Annotated in this window: 16 protein-coding genes; 9 read left to right on the top strand and 7 right to left on the bottom strand. The window is 74.0% G+C overall.

The features are described from left to right. A partial coding sequence (locus tag ACYVO2_RS17660; protein WP_461008795.1) for a tetratricopeptide repeat protein occupies positions 1-2,738 on the top strand: 2,738 nt, incomplete at its 5' end. A 70-nt stretch (positions 2,739-2,808) separates the two neighbouring features. Here the strand turns inward: ACYVO2_RS17660 and ACYVO2_RS17655 are convergent. Then, positions 2,809-3,102 carry a hypothetical protein gene (locus ACYVO2_RS17655; protein WP_461008794.1) on the bottom strand — a complete coding sequence of 98 codons (294 nt, stop codon included), beginning with the start codon at positions 3,100-3,102 and terminating at the stop codon, positions 2,809-2,811. Positions 3,103-3,169: 67 nt separating this feature from the next. Beyond that, positions 3,170-4,036, bottom strand: coding sequence for a mycothiol conjugate amidase Mca (gene mca, locus ACYVO2_RS17650; RefSeq protein WP_461008793.1), 867 nt, complete (start codon positions 4,034-4,036; stop codon positions 3,170-3,172). Between the two features lie 133 nt (positions 4,037-4,169). On the opposite strand from mca, the gene ACYVO2_RS17645 reads away from it, so the two are divergent. Both ACYVO2_RS17645 and greA read left to right on the top strand, forming a co-directional pair. Beyond that, complete coding sequence (locus tag ACYVO2_RS17645; RefSeq protein WP_461008792.1) at positions 4,170-4,577, top strand: DUF4307 domain-containing protein; 408 nt, start codon at positions 4,170-4,172, stop codon at positions 4,575-4,577. A gap of 165 nt (positions 4,578-4,742) precedes the next feature. Then, positions 4,743-5,240: a transcription elongation factor GreA gene (gene greA, locus ACYVO2_RS17640; RefSeq protein ID WP_461008791.1), complete on the top strand. Its 498-nt coding sequence runs from the start codon at positions 4,743-4,745 to the stop codon at positions 5,238-5,240. Positions 5,241-5,291: 51 nt separating this feature from the next. On the opposite strand, the gene ACYVO2_RS17635 is transcribed toward greA, so the two are convergent. The 3 genes from ACYVO2_RS17635 to ilvA all read right to left on the bottom strand — a co-directional run bounded on the left by ACYVO2_RS17635 (position 5,292) and on the right by ilvA (position 8,786). Further along, entirely contained in the window at positions 5,292-6,146 is an 855-nt protein-coding gene (locus ACYVO2_RS17635; protein WP_461008790.1) for an ABC transporter permease, read from the bottom strand. After that, positions 6,146-7,159, bottom strand: a complete 1,014-nt coding sequence (locus ACYVO2_RS17630; RefSeq protein ID WP_461008789.1) for an ATP-binding cassette domain-containing protein — start codon at positions 7,157-7,159, stop codon at positions 6,146-6,148. Before ACYVO2_RS17630 ends, ACYVO2_RS17635 begins: the two co-directional genes overlap by 1 nt. 418 nt (positions 7,160-7,577) lie before the next feature. Continuing rightward, a complete protein-coding gene (ilvA, locus tag ACYVO2_RS17625; RefSeq protein WP_461008788.1) occupies positions 7,578-8,786 on the bottom strand; it encodes a threonine ammonia-lyase in 1,209 nt (402 codons plus the stop codon). A gap of 318 nt (positions 8,787-9,104) precedes the next feature. Between ilvA and ACYVO2_RS17620 the strand changes: the two genes are divergently transcribed. The 3 genes from ACYVO2_RS17620 (at position 9,105) to ACYVO2_RS17610 (ending at position 10,580) form a co-directional block, all read left to right on the top strand. After that, positions 9,105-9,623 (top strand): MarR family winged helix-turn-helix transcriptional regulator, encoded by a 519-nt coding sequence (locus ACYVO2_RS17620; protein WP_461008787.1) that lies wholly within the window; start codon positions 9,105-9,107, stop codon positions 9,621-9,623. Between the two features lie 208 nt (positions 9,624-9,831). Beyond that, the gene (locus tag ACYVO2_RS17615) at positions 9,832-10,299 is read left to right on the top strand and encodes a SigE family RNA polymerase sigma factor (RefSeq protein ID WP_461008786.1); all 468 of its coding nucleotides are present in this window, start codon (positions 9,832-9,834) and stop codon (positions 10,297-10,299) included. Then, complete coding sequence (locus tag ACYVO2_RS17610) at positions 10,296-10,580, top strand: hypothetical protein (RefSeq protein WP_461008785.1); 285 nt, start codon at positions 10,296-10,298, stop codon at positions 10,578-10,580. The genes ACYVO2_RS17615 and ACYVO2_RS17610 overlap by 4 nt, the downstream gene beginning before the upstream one ends. A 15-nt stretch (positions 10,581-10,595) precedes the next feature. Here ACYVO2_RS17610 and ACYVO2_RS17605 read toward each other — a convergent pair whose 3' ends face one another. After that, positions 10,596-11,753, bottom strand: coding sequence for a cystathionine gamma-synthase (locus ACYVO2_RS17605; protein WP_461008784.1), 1,158 nt, complete (start codon positions 11,751-11,753; stop codon positions 10,596-10,598). Between the two features lie 128 nt (positions 11,754-11,881). Here ACYVO2_RS17605 and msrA point away from each other — a divergent pair, with 128 nt between their 5' ends. Both msrA and ACYVO2_RS17595 read left to right on the top strand, forming a co-directional pair. After that, entirely contained in the window at positions 11,882-12,571 is a 690-nt protein-coding gene (gene msrA, locus ACYVO2_RS17600; protein ID WP_461008783.1) for a peptide-methionine (S)-S-oxide reductase MsrA, read from the top strand. A 162-nt stretch (positions 12,572-12,733) separates the two neighbouring features. Next, positions 12,734-13,393, top strand: coding sequence for an HAD family hydrolase (locus ACYVO2_RS17595; RefSeq protein ID WP_461008782.1), 660 nt, complete (start codon positions 12,734-12,736; stop codon positions 13,391-13,393). Here ACYVO2_RS17595 and ACYVO2_RS17590 read toward each other — a convergent pair. After that, positions 13,374-14,660 carry a transcriptional regulator gene (locus tag ACYVO2_RS17590; RefSeq protein ID WP_461008781.1) on the bottom strand — a complete coding sequence of 429 codons (1,287 nt, stop codon included), beginning with the start codon at positions 14,658-14,660 and terminating at the stop codon, positions 13,374-13,376. The two genes, ACYVO2_RS17595 and ACYVO2_RS17590, sit on opposite strands and share 20 nt — an antisense overlap. Positions 14,661-14,860: 200 nt before the next feature. Here ACYVO2_RS17590 and ACYVO2_RS17585 point away from each other — a divergent pair, with 200 nt between their 5' ends. Then, complete coding sequence (locus ACYVO2_RS17585) at positions 14,861-15,388, top strand: ATP-binding protein (protein WP_461008780.1); 528 nt, start codon at positions 14,861-14,863, stop codon at positions 15,386-15,388. Positions 15,389-15,985 lie beyond the last annotated feature (597 nt).

Here is a 15,985-nt window from a genome sequence, read left to right as displayed (position 1 = left end):
GGCCCGCCCCCGCCCCCCCTCCCGGCCCGCCGCCGCCCCGCCGGCCCGGGCGGCGGCCCGGCCTGCCGGTGCACCGGGCCGGGACCGAGCCCGCGCGCTCCTTCGAGCGGGCGCCGGTGCTCCAGGGCCCGCTCCTGGGCCGCGAGGACGACCTGGCCCGCATCGAGCGCTGGTCCACGAGCGGCCCCGCGGGCGGGCGCGGCCCGTGGGTGGTGGTGCTGCACGGGCCGCCTGGCGTGGGCAGGACCGCGCTGGCCATGCGCGCGGTGGAGCTGCTGCGGGAGCGGTACCTCGGCTGGTGCCTGGTGAACCTGCGCGGCCGCGCCGTCGGGGACGACGGGCCGGACGCCGACGCCCCGCTGTCCGCCCGCGACGCCCTGCTCCGCCTGCTCAACCAGCTCGGCGCCGCCCAGCAGGACCTGCTCTTCCGCGACCAGGCCGCCCGCGGCACCCAGCTCAGGCACCTGCGGCAGCGGTACACCGAGCGACTGCGGGACGTGCCCGCGCTGCTGGTGCTCGACGACGCCGCCGACGCCGCCCAGGTCCGCGCGCTGCTGCCCGAGGGGTCGCCGAGCCTGGTGCTGGTCACCAGCGGCGCACCGCTCGACCTCGGCGGCGCGGCCACCACGCACCACATCGCCGTCGAGCCGCTCCCCGAGGCGGAGTCGGCGGCGCTGTTCACCGCCGTCGCGGGCCGGCCGCCCGGCTCCCCGCCCGAGGAGGAGCTGCTGCGGGCGGCCCGGGGCCTGCCGCTCGCGGTGTGCCTGGCCGCCGCCGCGGCGGGGCGCGCGCCCTCCGGCGAGGCGCGGCCCGGCCCGCCGGAGCCGCCGACCGTGGTGGAGCACGCCTACCGGGCCCTGGACGAGGACGGCCGCCGGCTGTTCCGGCGGCTGGCGCTGGTGGGCCGCGGCAGCGTCGGTCCCGAGGCCGCCGCGGCGCTGCTCGGCCCCGCCGGGGGCGGCGGCACCGCGGCGCAGGCGCGCCGGGCCGGGCAGGCCGGCCTGGCGGCGCTGGCCCGCGCCCACCTGGTGGAGCCGGTCTCCGGCGGCCGGTACCGGGTGCACGACCTGCTGCGCCCCTTCGCCGCGGCCAACCTGGCCGCGGAGGACCCGGCGGCGGAGCGCGCCGCGGCGCAGGAGCGGCTGATCACGGACTACGCCGAGCTGGCGCAGCGGATGATCCGCCAGGTGGAGGGCGGCTCCGCGGCCCGCTCGGCGCCGGAGCGCCCCGGTGCCGCGCGCCCGGCGCGCTCGGTGCGGGCGGTGCTCCAGCGGCGCGGCGAGGAGGCCGCGCGGGAGGCGCTGGCCTGGCTGGACGAGGAGAGCGGGTTCGTCACCGCGGCGCTGCGGCGGGCCGAGGACGTGGACCCGTCGGCGGTGCGGCAACTGGTCGAGGCGCTGTGCGACTACTGCCTGCTGCGCGGCGACCTGTACCGGCTCGGGGAGATCGCCGACCTCGCGCAGGGGCTCGGCGAGCCGGTGGTGCGCGCGGTGAAGCTGCGCACCGGCATCGCGGCCCGGCAGCTCGGCCAACTGGACCGGGCCAGCTCCACGCTCAGCTCCCTGGTCGGCGTGCACCGGGAGGGCAGGGACGAGGCGGGCGCCGCCCGCGCCCTGTGCAGCCTGGGCATCACGCTGCACCACCGGGGGAACCTGCCGGAGGCGGAGGAGCGGCTGCGGGAGGCCCTGGAGCTCCAGCGGCCCGACGAGCGGGGCGGCGACCGGGCCTGGACCCTGCACGCGCTCGGCGCGGTGCTGCGCGACCGGGGCCGGCTCGCCGAGGCGTGGGAGCTGCTGCTCCAGGCGCTGCGGCTGCACGAGGCGGCGCTGAGCCCGCACGGGCAGGCGTGGACGTGCCTCCAGCTCGGCCAGGTGCACCTGCGGCTCGGCGAGGTGGACGCGGCGGAGGAGCAGTTGTGGCTGAGCCAGGAGCTGCACCGCATGACCGGGGACGGGCGGGGCGGGGCGTGGGCGCTGACCCAGCTCGGCCGGGCGCGACTGCTGCGCGGCGCCGCCGAGGACGCCGTCGCGGACCTGGACCGGGCCAGGACCCACCACCGGGAGCAGGAGGACGCGCGGGGCGAGGCGTGGACGCTGTACTACCTGGGGCAGGCGCTGGAGGACACCGGGCGGCTGGACCGGGCCGAGGACGCGCTGAGCCGGGCCCGCCACATGTTCAGCACCATGGGTGACCGCTACGGGCAGGCGTGCGCGCGGCACCACTTCGGACGGGTGACTCGCGACCGGCTGGCGAAGCGGACGGGCTCGCTGCGCAACACCGGGTTCGCCCGGCAGTTGCTGCACGAGGCCCGGCAGGACTTCCGCACGGTGGGGCTGCCGCACGGCGAGGCGTGGTCGTGCGTGGAGCTGGCCGTGGTGGACGCCGGGTGCGGGCGGGTGGCGCGGGCGGAGGAGGTGCTGGCGGAGGCGCGCGTGCTCTTCGACGGGCTGGGCGACGCGCACGGCGCCTCGTGGGCGGCGTTCCTGCACGGCACCCTGCTGCCGCTGACCTCCGACGACGGGCCGCGCCTGGCCCGGGAGACCGTGGCGCGGGTGGCCGCCGACCCCGCGGCCCACCCCCAGGCGCGGCAGCACGCCGCCCGCTGGCTGGACGAGCCCTGGCTGGACCCGGCGCCGGACACCCCCTGGCCGGTGTGGCGCCGCGGCCTCACCCCGCCGCGCCGCGCCCGCGACGTGCTGGGCGTCCCGCTGCCCCGGGCGGAGGAGCCGACCCGGTGAGGGGCGCCGGCCCGCACCCCGGACCACCGCGGGCGGGCACGGGCCCGCCGGGTCTGCCGCCGGACCGGCCCTAGGCCGAGCCCGGACCGCCGTCCCCGGCCTGCCGCCCGCGCCGCCCCGGGGCGCCCTCGCCGCCGGTGCCCCGGGCCGCGCCCGCGGCGGGGGCGGCCCCGCCGCTCTCCGGCTGCTCCTCGAAGTCGATCTTGCTGAACTGCTTGTTCATGTTCTTCATCAGCAGCCACACCGCCACCCCGATGGCGGCGAACACCAGGAAGCCGAGGACACCCGGCGTCACCTTGTTCTTGTCCAGGGGCTCGGCGAGGACCACCAGGTCTGCCATCGAGGCTTGCACAGTTCCGTTCACCCCTCCAGTGTCGCCCCGCCGCCCGGCGGCGGGGCGACCGGGTGGGCACCGCGGTCCCGCGGCACCCTCAGCGGACGCCCGCGAACAGGTCGTCCTCCGGCAGCGTGGTGTCGACCAGCGACTTGGCCAGCTCGAAGTCCTCCGTCGGCCACGCCTCCTGCTGGATGTCCAGCGGCACCCGGAACCACGGCCCGTCCGGGTCGATCTGGGTGGCGTGCGCGATCAGCGCCTTGTCCCGGACGGAGAAGTACTCCCCGCACGGCACCCGGGTGGTCAGCGTGCGCTCGGGGAAGTCGCTCTCGTCCCAGCGCTTGAGCCACTCGCCGTACGGCGACTCCAGGCCGCGGGCCAGCACCGCCTTGTGCAGGGCCTCCGTGCGCTCCCGGTTGAAGCCCTGGTTGTAGTACAGCTTCAGCGGCTGCCACGGCTCGCCGGTGCCGGGGTACCGTTCGGGGTCCCCCGCCGCCTCGAACGCCACCACCGAGATCTTGTGGGTCATGATGTGGTCGGGGTGCGGGTAGCCGCCGTTCTCGTCGTACGTGGTGATCACGTGCGGGCGGAACTCACGGATCAGCCGGACGAGGGCTCCGGCCGCCTCGTCCACGTCCTGGAGCGCGAAGCAGCCCTCGGGCAGCGGGGGCAGCGGGTCGCCCTCGGGCAGGCCCGAGTCGACGAAGCCGAGCCAGGACTGCTTGACGCCGAGGATCTGGCGGGCCTCCTCCATCTCCCTGGCCCGCACCTCGTGGATGTGCTCCTCGATGTAGCTGTCCCCCTGGAGCTTGGGGTTGAGGATGGAGCCCCGCTCGCCGCCCGTACAGGTGGCCACGAGCACGTCCACGCCCTCGGCGACGTACTTCGCCATCGCCGCCGCGCCCTTGCTGGACTCGTCGTCGGGATGCGCGTGCACCGCCATCAGTCGCAACTGCTCTGTCAACGCAAGATCCTTAAGGATAGGTGTCCCGCGGCCAGGACCGGCCTGGGCCGAAGACGTGTGACAACGCCTTCTATAGTGACCGAACGGGAGGCGTATTTAGTCCCCGCTTCCTCGATCGCGGAAGGGAAAGATCATGAGTGCGACGCGCGGCGGCCCTCCCCCGGGGCGTTACGGGCGACGCACCGCCGAGTCCTCCGCGCGGCGGCTGCGCCTGGTGGGCGCGGTGCTCGCCGTGGCCTTCGTCGGACTGATCGGCTGGCTCGGCTGGTCCTACCTGGACGAGCAGGACGTCTCCGGCACCCTGGTCGGCTTCCGGGTGGTCTCCGAGGACACCGTCGAGGTGCGCCTGGAGGTCCACAAGCCGAAGGACGCCGACGGCCTGTGCACGATCCGCTCCCGCAGCGAGAACGGCGCCGAGGTCGGCGTGCGCGACGTGCGGATCTCCGAGCGCGGCGGCACCGTGAGCACCGTCGTCGAACTGGAGACGACGGCCCGGGCCACCACCGCGGAACTGGTCCGCTGCCAACTCGCCGATCGTTGACTTCCCCGGAAGCCCGGCACAGCGGGCGCGAGGGTTGAACCGCTCCCGTCCGGGAGAGGGAATTGTTAGGCTCGTGGTTTCGCCCGCCCCTGGAGGCGCAGTCTTCTGGGGAGGGCGTTCCTTTATCAGCGCAGCCCCATCAGTGACATCATCCGAGGAGCACCTGTGACCCAGACCAGCGACAACGTCACCTGGCTCACCCAGGAGGCGTACGACCAGCTCAAGGCGGAGCTGGAACACCTGTCGGGGCCTGGCCGCATTGCGATCGCCACGAAGATCGAGGAGGCCCGGCAGGAGGGCGACCTCAAGGAGAACGCGGGTTACCACGCGGCCAAGGAGGAGCAGGGCAAGCAGGAGGCCCGCATCCGGCAGCTCACGCAGCTTCTCGAGCACGCGAAGGTGGGCGAGGCGCCGGCCGACACCGGCGTGGTGGCGCCCGGCACCGTGGTCACCATCGCCTTCGACGGCGACCCGGACGACACGGTCACCTTCCTGCTCGGCTCGCGCGAGTACGTCAGCTCCGACATGGAGATCTACTCCCCGCAGTCCCCGCTGGGCTCCGCCGTGAACGGCAAGAAGGTCGGCGACGACGCCGAATACGAGCTGCCGAACGGCAACCGCGCCTCGGTGAAGGTCCTGGAGATCAAGCCCTACCGGGGCTGAGCGCTGACCCGCTGGGCGCCGCCGGGGTCTCCCGGCGGCGCCCAGCGGCGTTCACGCCACCGACCGGTACTTGCGCACCGCGAGGGTGCGGAAGACCGCGACGATCAGCAGCGAGTACGCCAGCGAGGCGATCACCGGGTGCTCCATCGGCCAGGCGTCCGACGGGGAGACCGGGTTGCCGAACAGCTCCCGCGCCGCCTGCACGGTGGCGCTGAACGGGTTCCACTCGGCGATGTGCCGCACCACGGTCGGCATGTTGTCCGTGGGCACGAACGCGTTCGACAGGAACGTCAGCGGGAACAGCCAGATCAGGCCGCCGGACGTGGCCGCCTCCGGCGTGCGCACCGACAGGCCGATGAGCGCGCCGATCCAGGAGAACGCGTAGCCGAGCAGCAGGATGAGCCCGAGCGCGGCGAGCGCCTTCGGCAGCCCGTCGTGGATCCGCCAGCCGACGATGATCGCGCAGATGATCATCACGACCATGGTCAGCGCGCTCTGCACCAGGTCGGCCAGGGTGCGCCCGGTCAGCACCGCGCCGCGCGCCATCGGCAGCGAGCGGAACCGGTCGATCAGGCCCTTGTGCATGTCGTCCGCGATGCCGGCGCCCGCGGCGGCCGTGGCGAAGGTGACGGTCTGGGCGAAGATGCCCGCCATCATGAACTCGCGGTACGCGGTCCTGTCGCCGTCCGGCGCCCCGGCCACGTCGATCGCCCCGCCGAAGACGTAGGCGAACAGCAGCACGAACATCACCGGCTGGACGAGCCCGAACACCACCATCTCGGGGATCCGGGACATCCGTATCAGGTTGCGGCGGGTCACCACGAGCGAGTCGCGCAGGGACTGCGCGAGACCGCCCCCGCCGTGCCCCCCGCTGCGCTGCTCCGCCGTCGTCGTGGTCGCCGCCATCACGCCTCGTCCTCCGTCTTCTTCTTCCGGCCGTCCTGCGCGCCGCCCGCGGCGCCCTCGCCCTCGCCGGTCTCGGCCGCGTGGCCGGTCAGCGCCAGGAACACGTCGTCCAGGGTGGGCCGGCGCAGCCCGATGTCGTCGATCTCCACGCCGCGGGAGTCGAGCTCGCGGATCACCTCGGCCAGCAGCTTGGCGCCGCCGCTCACCGGGATGGTGATCCGCCGGGTGTGCCGGTCGAGCGAGGGGGCGCCGCCCTTGCTGAAGCCGCCCAGCACCTCGGTCGCGGTGGCGATCAGCTCCGGGTCGTGGACGACCACCTCGACGCGCTCGCCGCCGGTCTGCGCCTTGAGCTGGTCGGCGGTGCCGCGCGCGATGACCCGGCCGTGGTCCACGACCGCGATGTCGTGGGCGAGCCGGTCGGCCTCCTCCAGGTACTGGGTGGTGAGCAGCAGCGTGGTGCCGCCCGCCACCAGGGACTCGATGACCTCCCACAGCAGCATGCGGTTGCGGGGGTCCAGGCCGGTGGTCGGCTCGTCCATGAACATCACCGGCGGCCGCACCACGAGCGCGGCGGCCAGGTCCAGCCTGCGGCGCATGCCGCCGGAGTACGTCTTGGCCGGGCGGTCGCCGGCGTCCGTCAGGCCGAACTGCTCCAGCAGCTCGGCGGCCCTGGTCCGGGCGTCCCGCGAGCTCATCTGGTAGAGCTCGGCGACCATGCGGAGGTTCTCCCGGCCGGTGAGGTACTCGTCGACCGCGGCGAACTGGCCGGAAAGACCGATGCTGCGGCGCACCGCGTTGGGCTCGGTGAGCACGTCGCGGCCGGCCACGACGGCCCGGCCCGCGTCCGGTTTGAGCAGGGTGGTGAGCACCCGGACGGTGGTGGTCTTCCCCGCCCCGTTGGGGCCGAGCAGGCCGAGGACGCTGCCCTCCGGCACGTCGAGGTCCACTCCGTCCAGCGCCCTCACCTCGCCGAAGGTCTTGACCAGACCCTCGGCGTATATGGCACTCGGCATGTGTCCAACTCCCGCTGTGGTGTTGTTGCTGTGGTGTTGTGGGTGAGTGGTGTGTCGCAGGTGTGCGCTCCCAAGGGCTCCGTGCCGCGCCCCGTCCCCGGGCCCGCGGCACGCCCGGCCGGCTCCGGCCCGGCCCACCGCCCGCCGCCACGACCGGCGCGCGGCCGCGCACACCAACGCCCGTGACGCGCACACCGCCTCCGCGGATCGCCCAACCGCCACGATTCCCCCGGACCGGGAGGACCGCGACCGGCGCCTCCCGGAACGCGATGCATCGCGTCTACGCAGAGACGATAGTGCACCTGGCGATATATCGCGTCAACTCCGAAGGCGCGACCACCCGCGCACGGGCGCGCGGCCGGCACGGCACAGCATGCCGTACCCCACCGACAACGCCGGGCCCGCGCGGCGCGGGGCCCTACAGCACCGTGTAGCCCGCCTCGCGCAGCGCCCGCACCACGGTGGCGCAGTGGTCCGGGCCCTCCGTCTCCAAGTGCAGCTCCACCTCCGCCTCCGTGACCTTCAGCCGGGGCTCGGTGCGCACGTGGCTCACGTCCAGCACGTTCGCGTTCACGCCCGACAGCACCACCAGGAGCGTCGCCAGGGCGCCCGGCCGGTCCGGGACGCGCAGCCGCAGCGACAGGTAGCGCCCCGCCGCCGCCATGCCGTGCCGCAGCACGCGCTGGAGCAGCAGCGGATCGACGTTCCCGCCGGAGAGCACCGCCACGACCGGCCCCTCGAACCCCTCCGGATCGCTCAGCAGCGCCGCCACCGGAGAGGCCCCGGCGGGCTCCACCACGAGCTTGGCCCGCTCCAGGCACAGCAGCAGAGCGCTGGAGAGCGCGTCCTCGGAGACGGTACGGACTTCGTCCACCAGAGCGCCAGCGATTTTGAACGGCACGTCACCGGGGCGGGCCACCTTGATGCCGTCGGCCATCGTGGCCACCCGCTCCAGGGCCACCGGGTGCCCCGCGGCCAGCGACGGCGGGTACGCGGCGGCGCCCTCCGCCTGCACCCCGACCACTCGCACATCCGGCCGCAGCGCCTTGACCGCCACCGCGATCCCGGCCACCAGGCCGCCGCCGCCCACCCCGACGACGATGGTGCGCACCTCCGGGCACTGCTCCAGGATCTCCAGGCCCACCGTGCCCTGGCCCGCGACGACGTCCGGGTGGTCGAACGGGTGGATGAACACCGCGCCCGTGTCCTCCGCGTAGGCGCGGGCCGCCCGCAGGGTCTCGTCCACGACCTGCCCGTGCGTGCGCACCTCCGCGCCGTACTCCCGGGTGGCGGCCACCTTCGGCAGCGGCGCCCCGGCCGGCATGAACACCGTGGAGCGCACCCCGAGCAGCGACGCCGCGAGCGCCACCCCCTGCGCGTGGTTGCCCGCGCTGGCCGCGACCACGCCCGCCGCCCGCTCCTCGGGCAGCAGCCCGGCGATGCGCACATAGGCGCCGCGCACCTTGAACGAGCCGGTGCGCTGGAGGTTCTCGCACTTGAAGTGGACGGGCGCGCCGACCAGGGCGGACAGGTGGCGGCTGCCCTCCATGGCGGTCACCCGGGCCACGCCCTGGAGCATCTTGTGGGCGCCACGGACGTCGTCCAGGGTGACCGCGAAATCGTTCATGCGTCCAGTCTGGCCCGCCCCCGGCCCCACCGGCCACCCGGCCCCGCGGGGAGCCGCGGGGGAGCCGCGGGGAGCCGCGAGGCCGGGCCCGCCCCGGCGCGGGCGCCGCCCGGGGGTGCCGCTCGGGGCGGGACCCGGACCAACCCCAGGAAGGGGCCGGGCGACTTGGCGCACCGCGGGCGCCGGGGCGGTGGGACGGGCGGTGGGCGGGTTGCCGGGCGGGCGCAATCTCCCGCTTCGGGCCCCGCCGCAACCTCGGCCGCGTACCCTTCTCACACGACTGCCGACAGGACCGAACAGAACGCGAGCAACTGGGCCATGCCTTCTCCAGAAACGGTCACCCGGGGCGCGGCGGCCGCCGCCGGCACACCCACCCTCTACGACCGCCTCCAGCACGAGGTGGCACTGTTCGCGCGCCGCGCGGAGCAGACCCGCCTCGGCGGCGTCGGCAAGGCGCGCAACTCCATGGACCGCGCGGCCTACCTGCTCCTCAACCGCCTCGACGTCGAGGGCCCCATGGGGGTCAAGGCGCTCGCCGAGGGCATGGGCATCGACTCCTCCACCGTCACCCGCCAGGTGGCGCCGCTGGTCGAGTCCGGCCTGGTCAACCGGGACTCCCACCCCGAGGACGGACGCGCGGTGGTGCTCGCGCTGTCCGCGCGGGGCCGCGAGCGCCTGGAGGAGGTCCGCGAGTCCCGCCGGGCGCTGATGGCCCTGGTCACCGAGGACTGGACGGAGGAGGAGCGGGAGGCGTTCTGCGTCCTGCTCGGCCGCTTCAACTCCGCGCTCTCCCGCCACCACACCGGCTCCGAGCGGCCGCGCCCGGCCGCCCAGTAACCCCCGGCGCCGGCCCCGCCCCGCCGGAGGCCCTCTTGACCAGCCGCGATGCCAGGGCTTCCCATGAACGCAGGGGTTTGTCCACGGCCTCGCCCCGGGCCCCTGAGCCCCAGCTCAGGCCGCATGTCCACGGCCACCCCCGGGAACGGCCGGCCGAGCCGGACCCGGCCCGCCACTGGGGTGGCGGGCGGGGAGACGGGCGGGCACGGTGCACGGGGCACGTCAGGCGGCCGAGCGCCGCCGCGCCCAGGAGTTCGCCGCTTTCGTCGGCGGTGCCGCGGGGCGGCTGCTGCACCTTGCCACTCTGCTGAGCTGCGACGACGCCGAGGCGGGCGAGCGCCTGCTGTGCGAGGCGCTGGCCCGCGCCTATCTGCGCTGGCCCCGGCTGCGCGGCGAGGACCCCTACGCCTACACCCTGGAGGAGCTGGTCACCGCCTACCACCGCAGGGCCGCCGCCAGGCCGTGGCACCGCGACCCCGCGGGCGGACGGCTGTCGGCGCTGAGCCCGCTGGAGCGCCTGGTGCTGGTGCTGCGGATGTCCGAGGGCATGGCCGAGGCGCAGGTCGCCGCGCTGCTCGGGCTCGCCCCGGACCGGGTGGCCGTGGTGTGCGCCCGCGCCTGCGCCGTGGTGCGCGGCGCGCCCCGGCTGTCCGCGGCCACCGGAGGGGAGCGGTGAGCGGGCGCACCGCGGACGGCTCGCCGGCCGCGGCGTCCGCCGACCTCAGGGACGAGGGGGTGCGGCACGTCCTCGCCGGTCCCCACCCGCCGCTGCCGCCCGACCTGGCCGCGCGGGCGGTGGTACGGGCCCGGCGACTGCGGCAGCGGCGGCTCGCCACCGGCACCCTGCTGGCCCTCGCCGCGGTGGCGCTGGCCGCGGCCCTGATCGCGCTGGCCGTCGCCGGCTGGCCGGGGGCGGTGCCGTCCGGCCCGCCGGCGGCGCCGCCACCACCGCCCTGAGCGGTCCGCCCCGCGTCAGCCGATCGCCTGGGCCAGGTCGGCGATCAGGTCGTCCACCGCCTCGATGCCCACCGACAGCCGCACCAGGTCCGCGGGGACCTCGAGCGCGGACCCGGCCACCGACGCGTGCGTCATCCGGCCCGGGTGCTCGATCAGGGACTCCACCCCGCCCAGGGACTCGCCCAGCGTGAACAGCCTGGCGCGGTCGCACACCGCCACCGCCTCCTGCTCGCCGCCGGCCACCCGGAACGACACCATGCCGCCGAAGCCGCGCATCTGCTTGGCCGCCACCTCGTGGCCCGGGTGCTCCGGCAGCCCCGGGTAGTACACCCGCTCCACCCGCGGGTGCCCGGCGAGGAACTCGGCGACCTTCGCGGCGTTCGCGCAGTGCCGGTCCATCCGCACCCCGAGCGTCTTGATGCCGCGCAGCACCAGCCACGCGTCGAACGGCCCGGCCACCGCGCCCATGGCGTTCTGGTGGTACGCCAGTTGCTCCGCGAGTTCGGTGTCGGAGGTCACCAGGCCGCCGCCCACCACGTCGGAGTGGCCGCCCATGTACTTCGTCGTGGAGTGCACCACCACGTCCGCGCCCAGCGCCAGGGGCTGCTGGAGGTAGGGGCTGGCGAAGGTGTTGTCCACCACCAGGCGCACCCCGGCCTCCCGGGCCACCTCGGCGAGGGCCGCGATGTCGGTGATGCCGAGCAGCGGGTTCGACGGCGTCTCCACCCAGATCAGCCGGGTCCCCTCCGTCACGGCCGCCCGCACCGCCGCCGGGTCGGAGGTGTCCGCGACGCTCCAGCGCACGCCCCACCGCTCCAGCACCTTCGCGAACAGCCGGAACGTTCCGCCGTAGGCGTCGTTGGGGATCACCACGTGGTCGCCGGGGGAGCACACCGTGCGCAGCAGGCAGTCCTCCGCGGCGAGGCCGGACGCGAAGGCCAGGCCCCGCCGCCCGCCCTCCACCGCGGCGAGGTTCTCCTCCAGTGCGGTGCGGGTGGGGTTGGCGCTGCGGCTGTACTCGTAGCCGCCGCGCAGACCGCCGACGCCGTCCTGCTTGTAGGTGGACACCTGGTAGATCGGCGGCACGACGGCTCCGGTGAGCGGGTCGGCCCGGTTGCCGGCGTGGATGGCCAGCGTCTCGAAGGAGTAGCTGCTGAGGTCCTCGTGGGTCATGCCGCCGAGGGTAACGGGCGAGCGCGCGCCGCCGCGGGACTATCGACCCGGGGTCGAGCGTTGCACGGATGATGGGAGTGCCCTGCCGGACCGCTGCCCACCCGACGCGAGATCACGGAGCCCGCGCGATGCTCTTCAACCGCTTCAAGACCCACCTGCCCACCGCGGAGGAGGCCCTCCCCGGCCGCCCCACCCGCCCCTTCCCCGTCCCCGAGCTCCACACCGTGCTGGGCACGCCGCTGCTCGGCCCTTACCCCGAGGGCCTGGAGACCGCCGACTTCGGCCTGGGCTGCTTCTGGGGCGCCGAGCGCGTGTTCTGGCGGACGCCGGGCGTGTGGACCACGCTGGTCGGCTACCAGGGCGGCCACACCCCCAACCCCACCTACGAGGAGGTGTGCTCGGGCATGACCGGCCACACCGAGGCGGTCCGCGTCGTGTTCGACCCGGCGAAGGTGTCGTACGAGACCCTGCTGAAGGTCTTCTGGGAGGCCCACGACCCCACCCAGGGCCACCGCCAGGGCAACGACGTCGGCACCCAGTACCGCTCCGCCGTGTACACCCACTCCCCCGACCAGCAGCGCATCGCCGAAGCCTCCCGCACTGCCTTCCAACAGGCCCTCACCGCCGCCGGCCACCGCCGCGACATCACCACGGAAATCCTCCCCGCGGCCCCCTTCCACCCCGCCGAGGACTACCACCAGCAGTACCTCGACAAGAACCCGAACGGCTACTGCGGCCTGGGCGGGACGGGGGTCAAGCTGAGTGACCCTTCGGCTGGCGGGTCCTGCCAGACGGGGATTGCGTCTGTGGACGGCTGAACAGAGCAGGATCAATGTCGGAGGGCCTACCCAGCCTCGTCATCCGTACTGCTTCGGTTGCCGCCGGACCGCTCATGGCCTGGCGGCGACCGGTCACGGCCGACTGGCTCCGGTACTCGACCCCAACCGAACCGCATCCGCACGTGTCCTAGGCTGCTGGCCATGATCCGTGCTGTGGTGTTCGACGTAGGTGAGTGCCTGGTTGACGAGTCCCGCGAGTACGGCACGTGGGCGGATTGGCTCGGGGTTCCCCGGCACACGTTCTCGGCGATGTTCGGGGCGGTGATCGCGCAGGGTCGGGACTACCGCGAGACCTTCCAGGTGTTCCGGCCCGGCTTCGACCTGTACGAAGAGCGGGAGAAGCGGGCGCGCGCCGGGCAGCCTGAGACGTTCGGTGAGGACGACCTGTACCCCGATGCCCGCCCAGCGCTCGGTGCGCTCCGCGACGCTGGACTGTGGGTGGGGATCGCCGGGAACCAGACGGTCCGCGCCGGGGGCATCCTGCGGTCGCTGGACCTGCCCTGCGACTTCCTGGCCACCTCGGACGACTGGGGGGTCTCCAAGCCGGATCCGGCGTTCTTTACTCATGTGGCCGAAGCGGCGCCCTGCCCGGCTGAGGAGATCCTGTACGTGGGAGACCGCCTGGACAACGACATCCGGCCCGCGGTCAAGGTCGGCATGAAGACGGCGCTGATCCGCCGGGGTCCGTGGGCCACGATTCAGCAGGCGGACCCCGACGCGGACGCCCTCACGACGATCCGCCTGGACAGCCTGGCGGAGCTGCCGGAAAAGGTCGCGGCGTTCAACGCTGAAGCGCGCTGACGGTCGCGCCCCACCCGTACATGCGGTCGTCCAGCTCCCTGACGCACGGAAGGTGCTGCCAGCGGTGGAGCTTCTTCCGCACGTCGCGGATCCGGTCCATGCCGGTGGCGTACCAGGTGCGGGAGAGCTGGTCGAGGGCTTCCATGGCCCACCGGCAGGATTCCTCCGGCTTCTCGTCGGCGGCCTCCACCGCGGCGAGGTCGCCGAGGATGATGGTCCGCTGCTTGCCGTCGCCTGCGGGAAGATTCTCAAGGACCTGCCGGAGCGTGTCCCGGGCCTGGGCGGTGTGGCCCGCCGCAAGCTGCGTGTTGCCCTTGAACGCGGCAAGGCGAATGGGGGTGAACCAGTCCATCCACGGTGGGCAGTGCTCCTCCGCCCCTTCGGCGAGCCTTGCCTCCGCGTTCGCGATCAGGCGCAGTGCGGTCCGGGTGTCGCCACAGCGCGTCTGGCACTCGGCCTCCACTGCGTCCAGCCATGCCCACATGAGGGCGGGGGCGGCACCTCGGCGGGCGTAGGAGCGGGCGGCGGACATGCGTTCCGCCACGTCGTCCTTGCGTCCGGCCCATCCGGGGATGAAGGCGGTGTGGGCCAGGATCGCGGCCCCCAACAGGGCGTCGTCGGCTTCTCCGGCGGCCTGGAGGGCGCGGACGAACGCCTCACTCGCCGAGTCGGGTTGCTGCTGGTCGAAGAAGTCGATCCGCCCGGCAAGTAGGTAAGACTCGGCGAGGGCGGCGGCGAGAACGGTGCGGCTGGAACCCGTGGTCTCGGCCAGTAGCGCTGTGCCCAGCTTGGCGTGCTCGATGACGGCCGGGTAGAGCTGGGTGGACTGGACAGACCAGTACAGGCGGCGATGGGCGGTGGTTATCGCCGCGAAGTCCGCGCCTGCGGTTGCTGGCTGGGTGGCCTGCCTGGCGGTCGGGATGGGTGGGGCGGCTCGGCCTATCGCCGTGGCACTGCCGGACACGGAAGAGCGGCGTGCGGCAGTCTCCCGCTGGCTCCCCGACTCCTGTTCCTCCCACGGCGGGGTGAACCCCAGCTCCTCGATCGGCTGCCCCAGCAGGTGCACCAAGACGCGCTGGTGGTGCGGCTGCGGCCACGGGGGGTCGGCGGATTCCCAACGGCGTACCTGCCGAACACTCACTTCGAGGTTGCGCAAGCCCACCTGTGGTGCGGCTGCGGACATCGCCTTGGCGAAGTCCTCTTGCGAGGAGAACCCGGCCGCCTGCCGAGCTGCCTTGAACTTCGCATTGCCGACCGGCCTGGGCATCTTCCTACCTCCGCCGCAACTGAACGACTGGGTTCGAAGGTAGCCCGTTCCGGTCTTCTTGAGGACCCCTATCCGACAGAGGGAGGAATTAAGTCCCTTAGAAGTCCTCTCAGAGTCCTTTCAGTGGCCTTCAAAGGGACTTACGGCACGGGAATCCTGAACGGCGTCCTGAAGCGCAGACCCTCATGGGGTGACCACTCATGATCTGCTTGACGCAAGGCCCGGGGCCGACGGCCGTGACGAACGGCCGCGCGAGACCGGGTGATTGGTTCTCCAACGTCATATGTCGGAGCGGTCGTTTCCCCGCCGACTCGGAGCGCACCCCGCACAACGCGCGTTTGCTGGTGACGGCTGCGCTGGCGGACTGGGGGTTGTACCCGGTGCTGGACGACGCGGTGATGTGTGCCAACGAGTTGGTGATCAACGCGGTGCGGCATGCCTCGTGCGTTCGGCACGGGGCGGCGCCGGATCGGCTGGTGTCGCTGTCGTTGCGGCTGCGGGGCTGGTGGGCCTTGGTCCTGGAGGTGGCCGACGACGACCCGTGCCTGCCCCGGCGGTCGGTGGGGGACGGTGCGGAGCTGGCGGTGTCCGGGCGGGGTCTGGCGATCGTGGACGGGCTCGCCGACCAACTGTGGTGGGCGCGCTCGTCGGTCGGCGGGAAGTTCGTGCTGGCGCGGTTCGACCTGGCGCGGTACAGCCTGCCCGCCGGGTGGCGCGGTCCGCCGTAGGGCACACGGGCGCAGGTGCCGTGTTGCGGCCCTTCGCTTCATGATCCTCCCGTCATGCCTCCCCATGCGGGCCGGGCCTTGCCCCCGTGCCGGTCGGAAGGCGCGGTCCGCGTGCAGCGTGGCGGGGTGGTACGGCGGCTGGCCGTTCTCCTGGGCGGCTGGTCGTCGAGGGGCTGCGGTCCCGGCCGGGTGGGGTACCCGGGTGCCTGGCCGGGACCGCAGTCAACGTGCTGTGGAAGCTGGCAGTCGCGTTTGGAGCGGGTTGTGGGAGCCCGGCGGCTGCCTGGGCCCGTCGTATCGGTGCGTGTTTCGGCCCCGGGGTATCGGGGTGTGCCGGTGCGGTGGGTGGGTGGCGAGTGGAGGTGAGCCGCGTGTCGTCGCCCGGGGCTCCCGGCCGGGCCTGGATGTCCCCCCGGCCGGGAGCCCTCCATGCCGGTGGCCAAGCGAGCAAGGGAGATGGGTGTGGGTGTGCTCAAGGCGCCACCTGGGTGCAAGGAGCCGGACGCGTCGGCACTGGGGAACGGCTCTCGCTCGCCGGGGTGTCGTGGCAGGGCGAGGTGTCTGCTGCGTCGGTGGGTGCGCACTGCGCGCTGGGTG

This window comes from Streptomyces capparidis, from assembly GCF_054782095.1.
This window is presented reverse-complemented; position numbering and strand designations above follow the sequence as displayed.

What these genes read in the sequence shown, in the direction of transcription:
- ACYVO2_RS17645 (WP_461008792.1), top strand. Translation starts at nt 4,170, where the DNA reads ATGAGTGCGACGCGCGGCGGCCCTCCCCCGGGGCGTTACGGGCGACGC.
- ACYVO2_RS17635 (WP_461008790.1), bottom strand. Translation starts at nt 6,146, where the DNA reads ATGGCGGCGACCACGACGACGGCGGAGCAGCGCAGCGGGGGGCACGGC.
- ACYVO2_RS17630 (WP_461008789.1), bottom strand. Translation starts at nt 7,159, where the DNA reads ATGCCGAGTGCCATATACGCCGAGGGTCTGGTCAAGACCTTCGGCGAG.
- ilvA (WP_461008788.1), bottom strand. Translation starts at nt 8,786, where the DNA reads ATGAACGATTTCGCGGTCACCCTGGACGACGTCCGTGGCGCCCACAAG.
- ACYVO2_RS17620 (WP_461008787.1), top strand. Translation starts at nt 9,105, where the DNA reads ATGCCTTCTCCAGAAACGGTCACCCGGGGCGCGGCGGCCGCCGCCGGC.
- ACYVO2_RS17605 (WP_461008784.1), bottom strand. Translation starts at nt 11,753, where the DNA reads ATGACCCACGAGGACCTCAGCAGCTACTCCTTCGAGACGCTGGCCATC.
- msrA (WP_461008783.1), top strand. Translation starts at nt 11,882, where the DNA reads ATGCTCTTCAACCGCTTCAAGACCCACCTGCCCACCGCGGAGGAGGCC.
- ACYVO2_RS17595 (WP_461008782.1), top strand. Translation starts at nt 12,734, where the DNA reads ATGATCCGTGCTGTGGTGTTCGACGTAGGTGAGTGCCTGGTTGACGAG.
- ACYVO2_RS17590 (WP_461008781.1), bottom strand. Translation starts at nt 14,660, where the DNA reads ATGCCCAGGCCGGTCGGCAATGCGAAGTTCAAGGCAGCTCGGCAGGCG.
- ACYVO2_RS17585 (WP_461008780.1), top strand. Translation starts at nt 14,861, where the DNA reads ATGATCTGCTTGACGCAAGGCCCGGGGCCGACGGCCGTGACGAACGGC.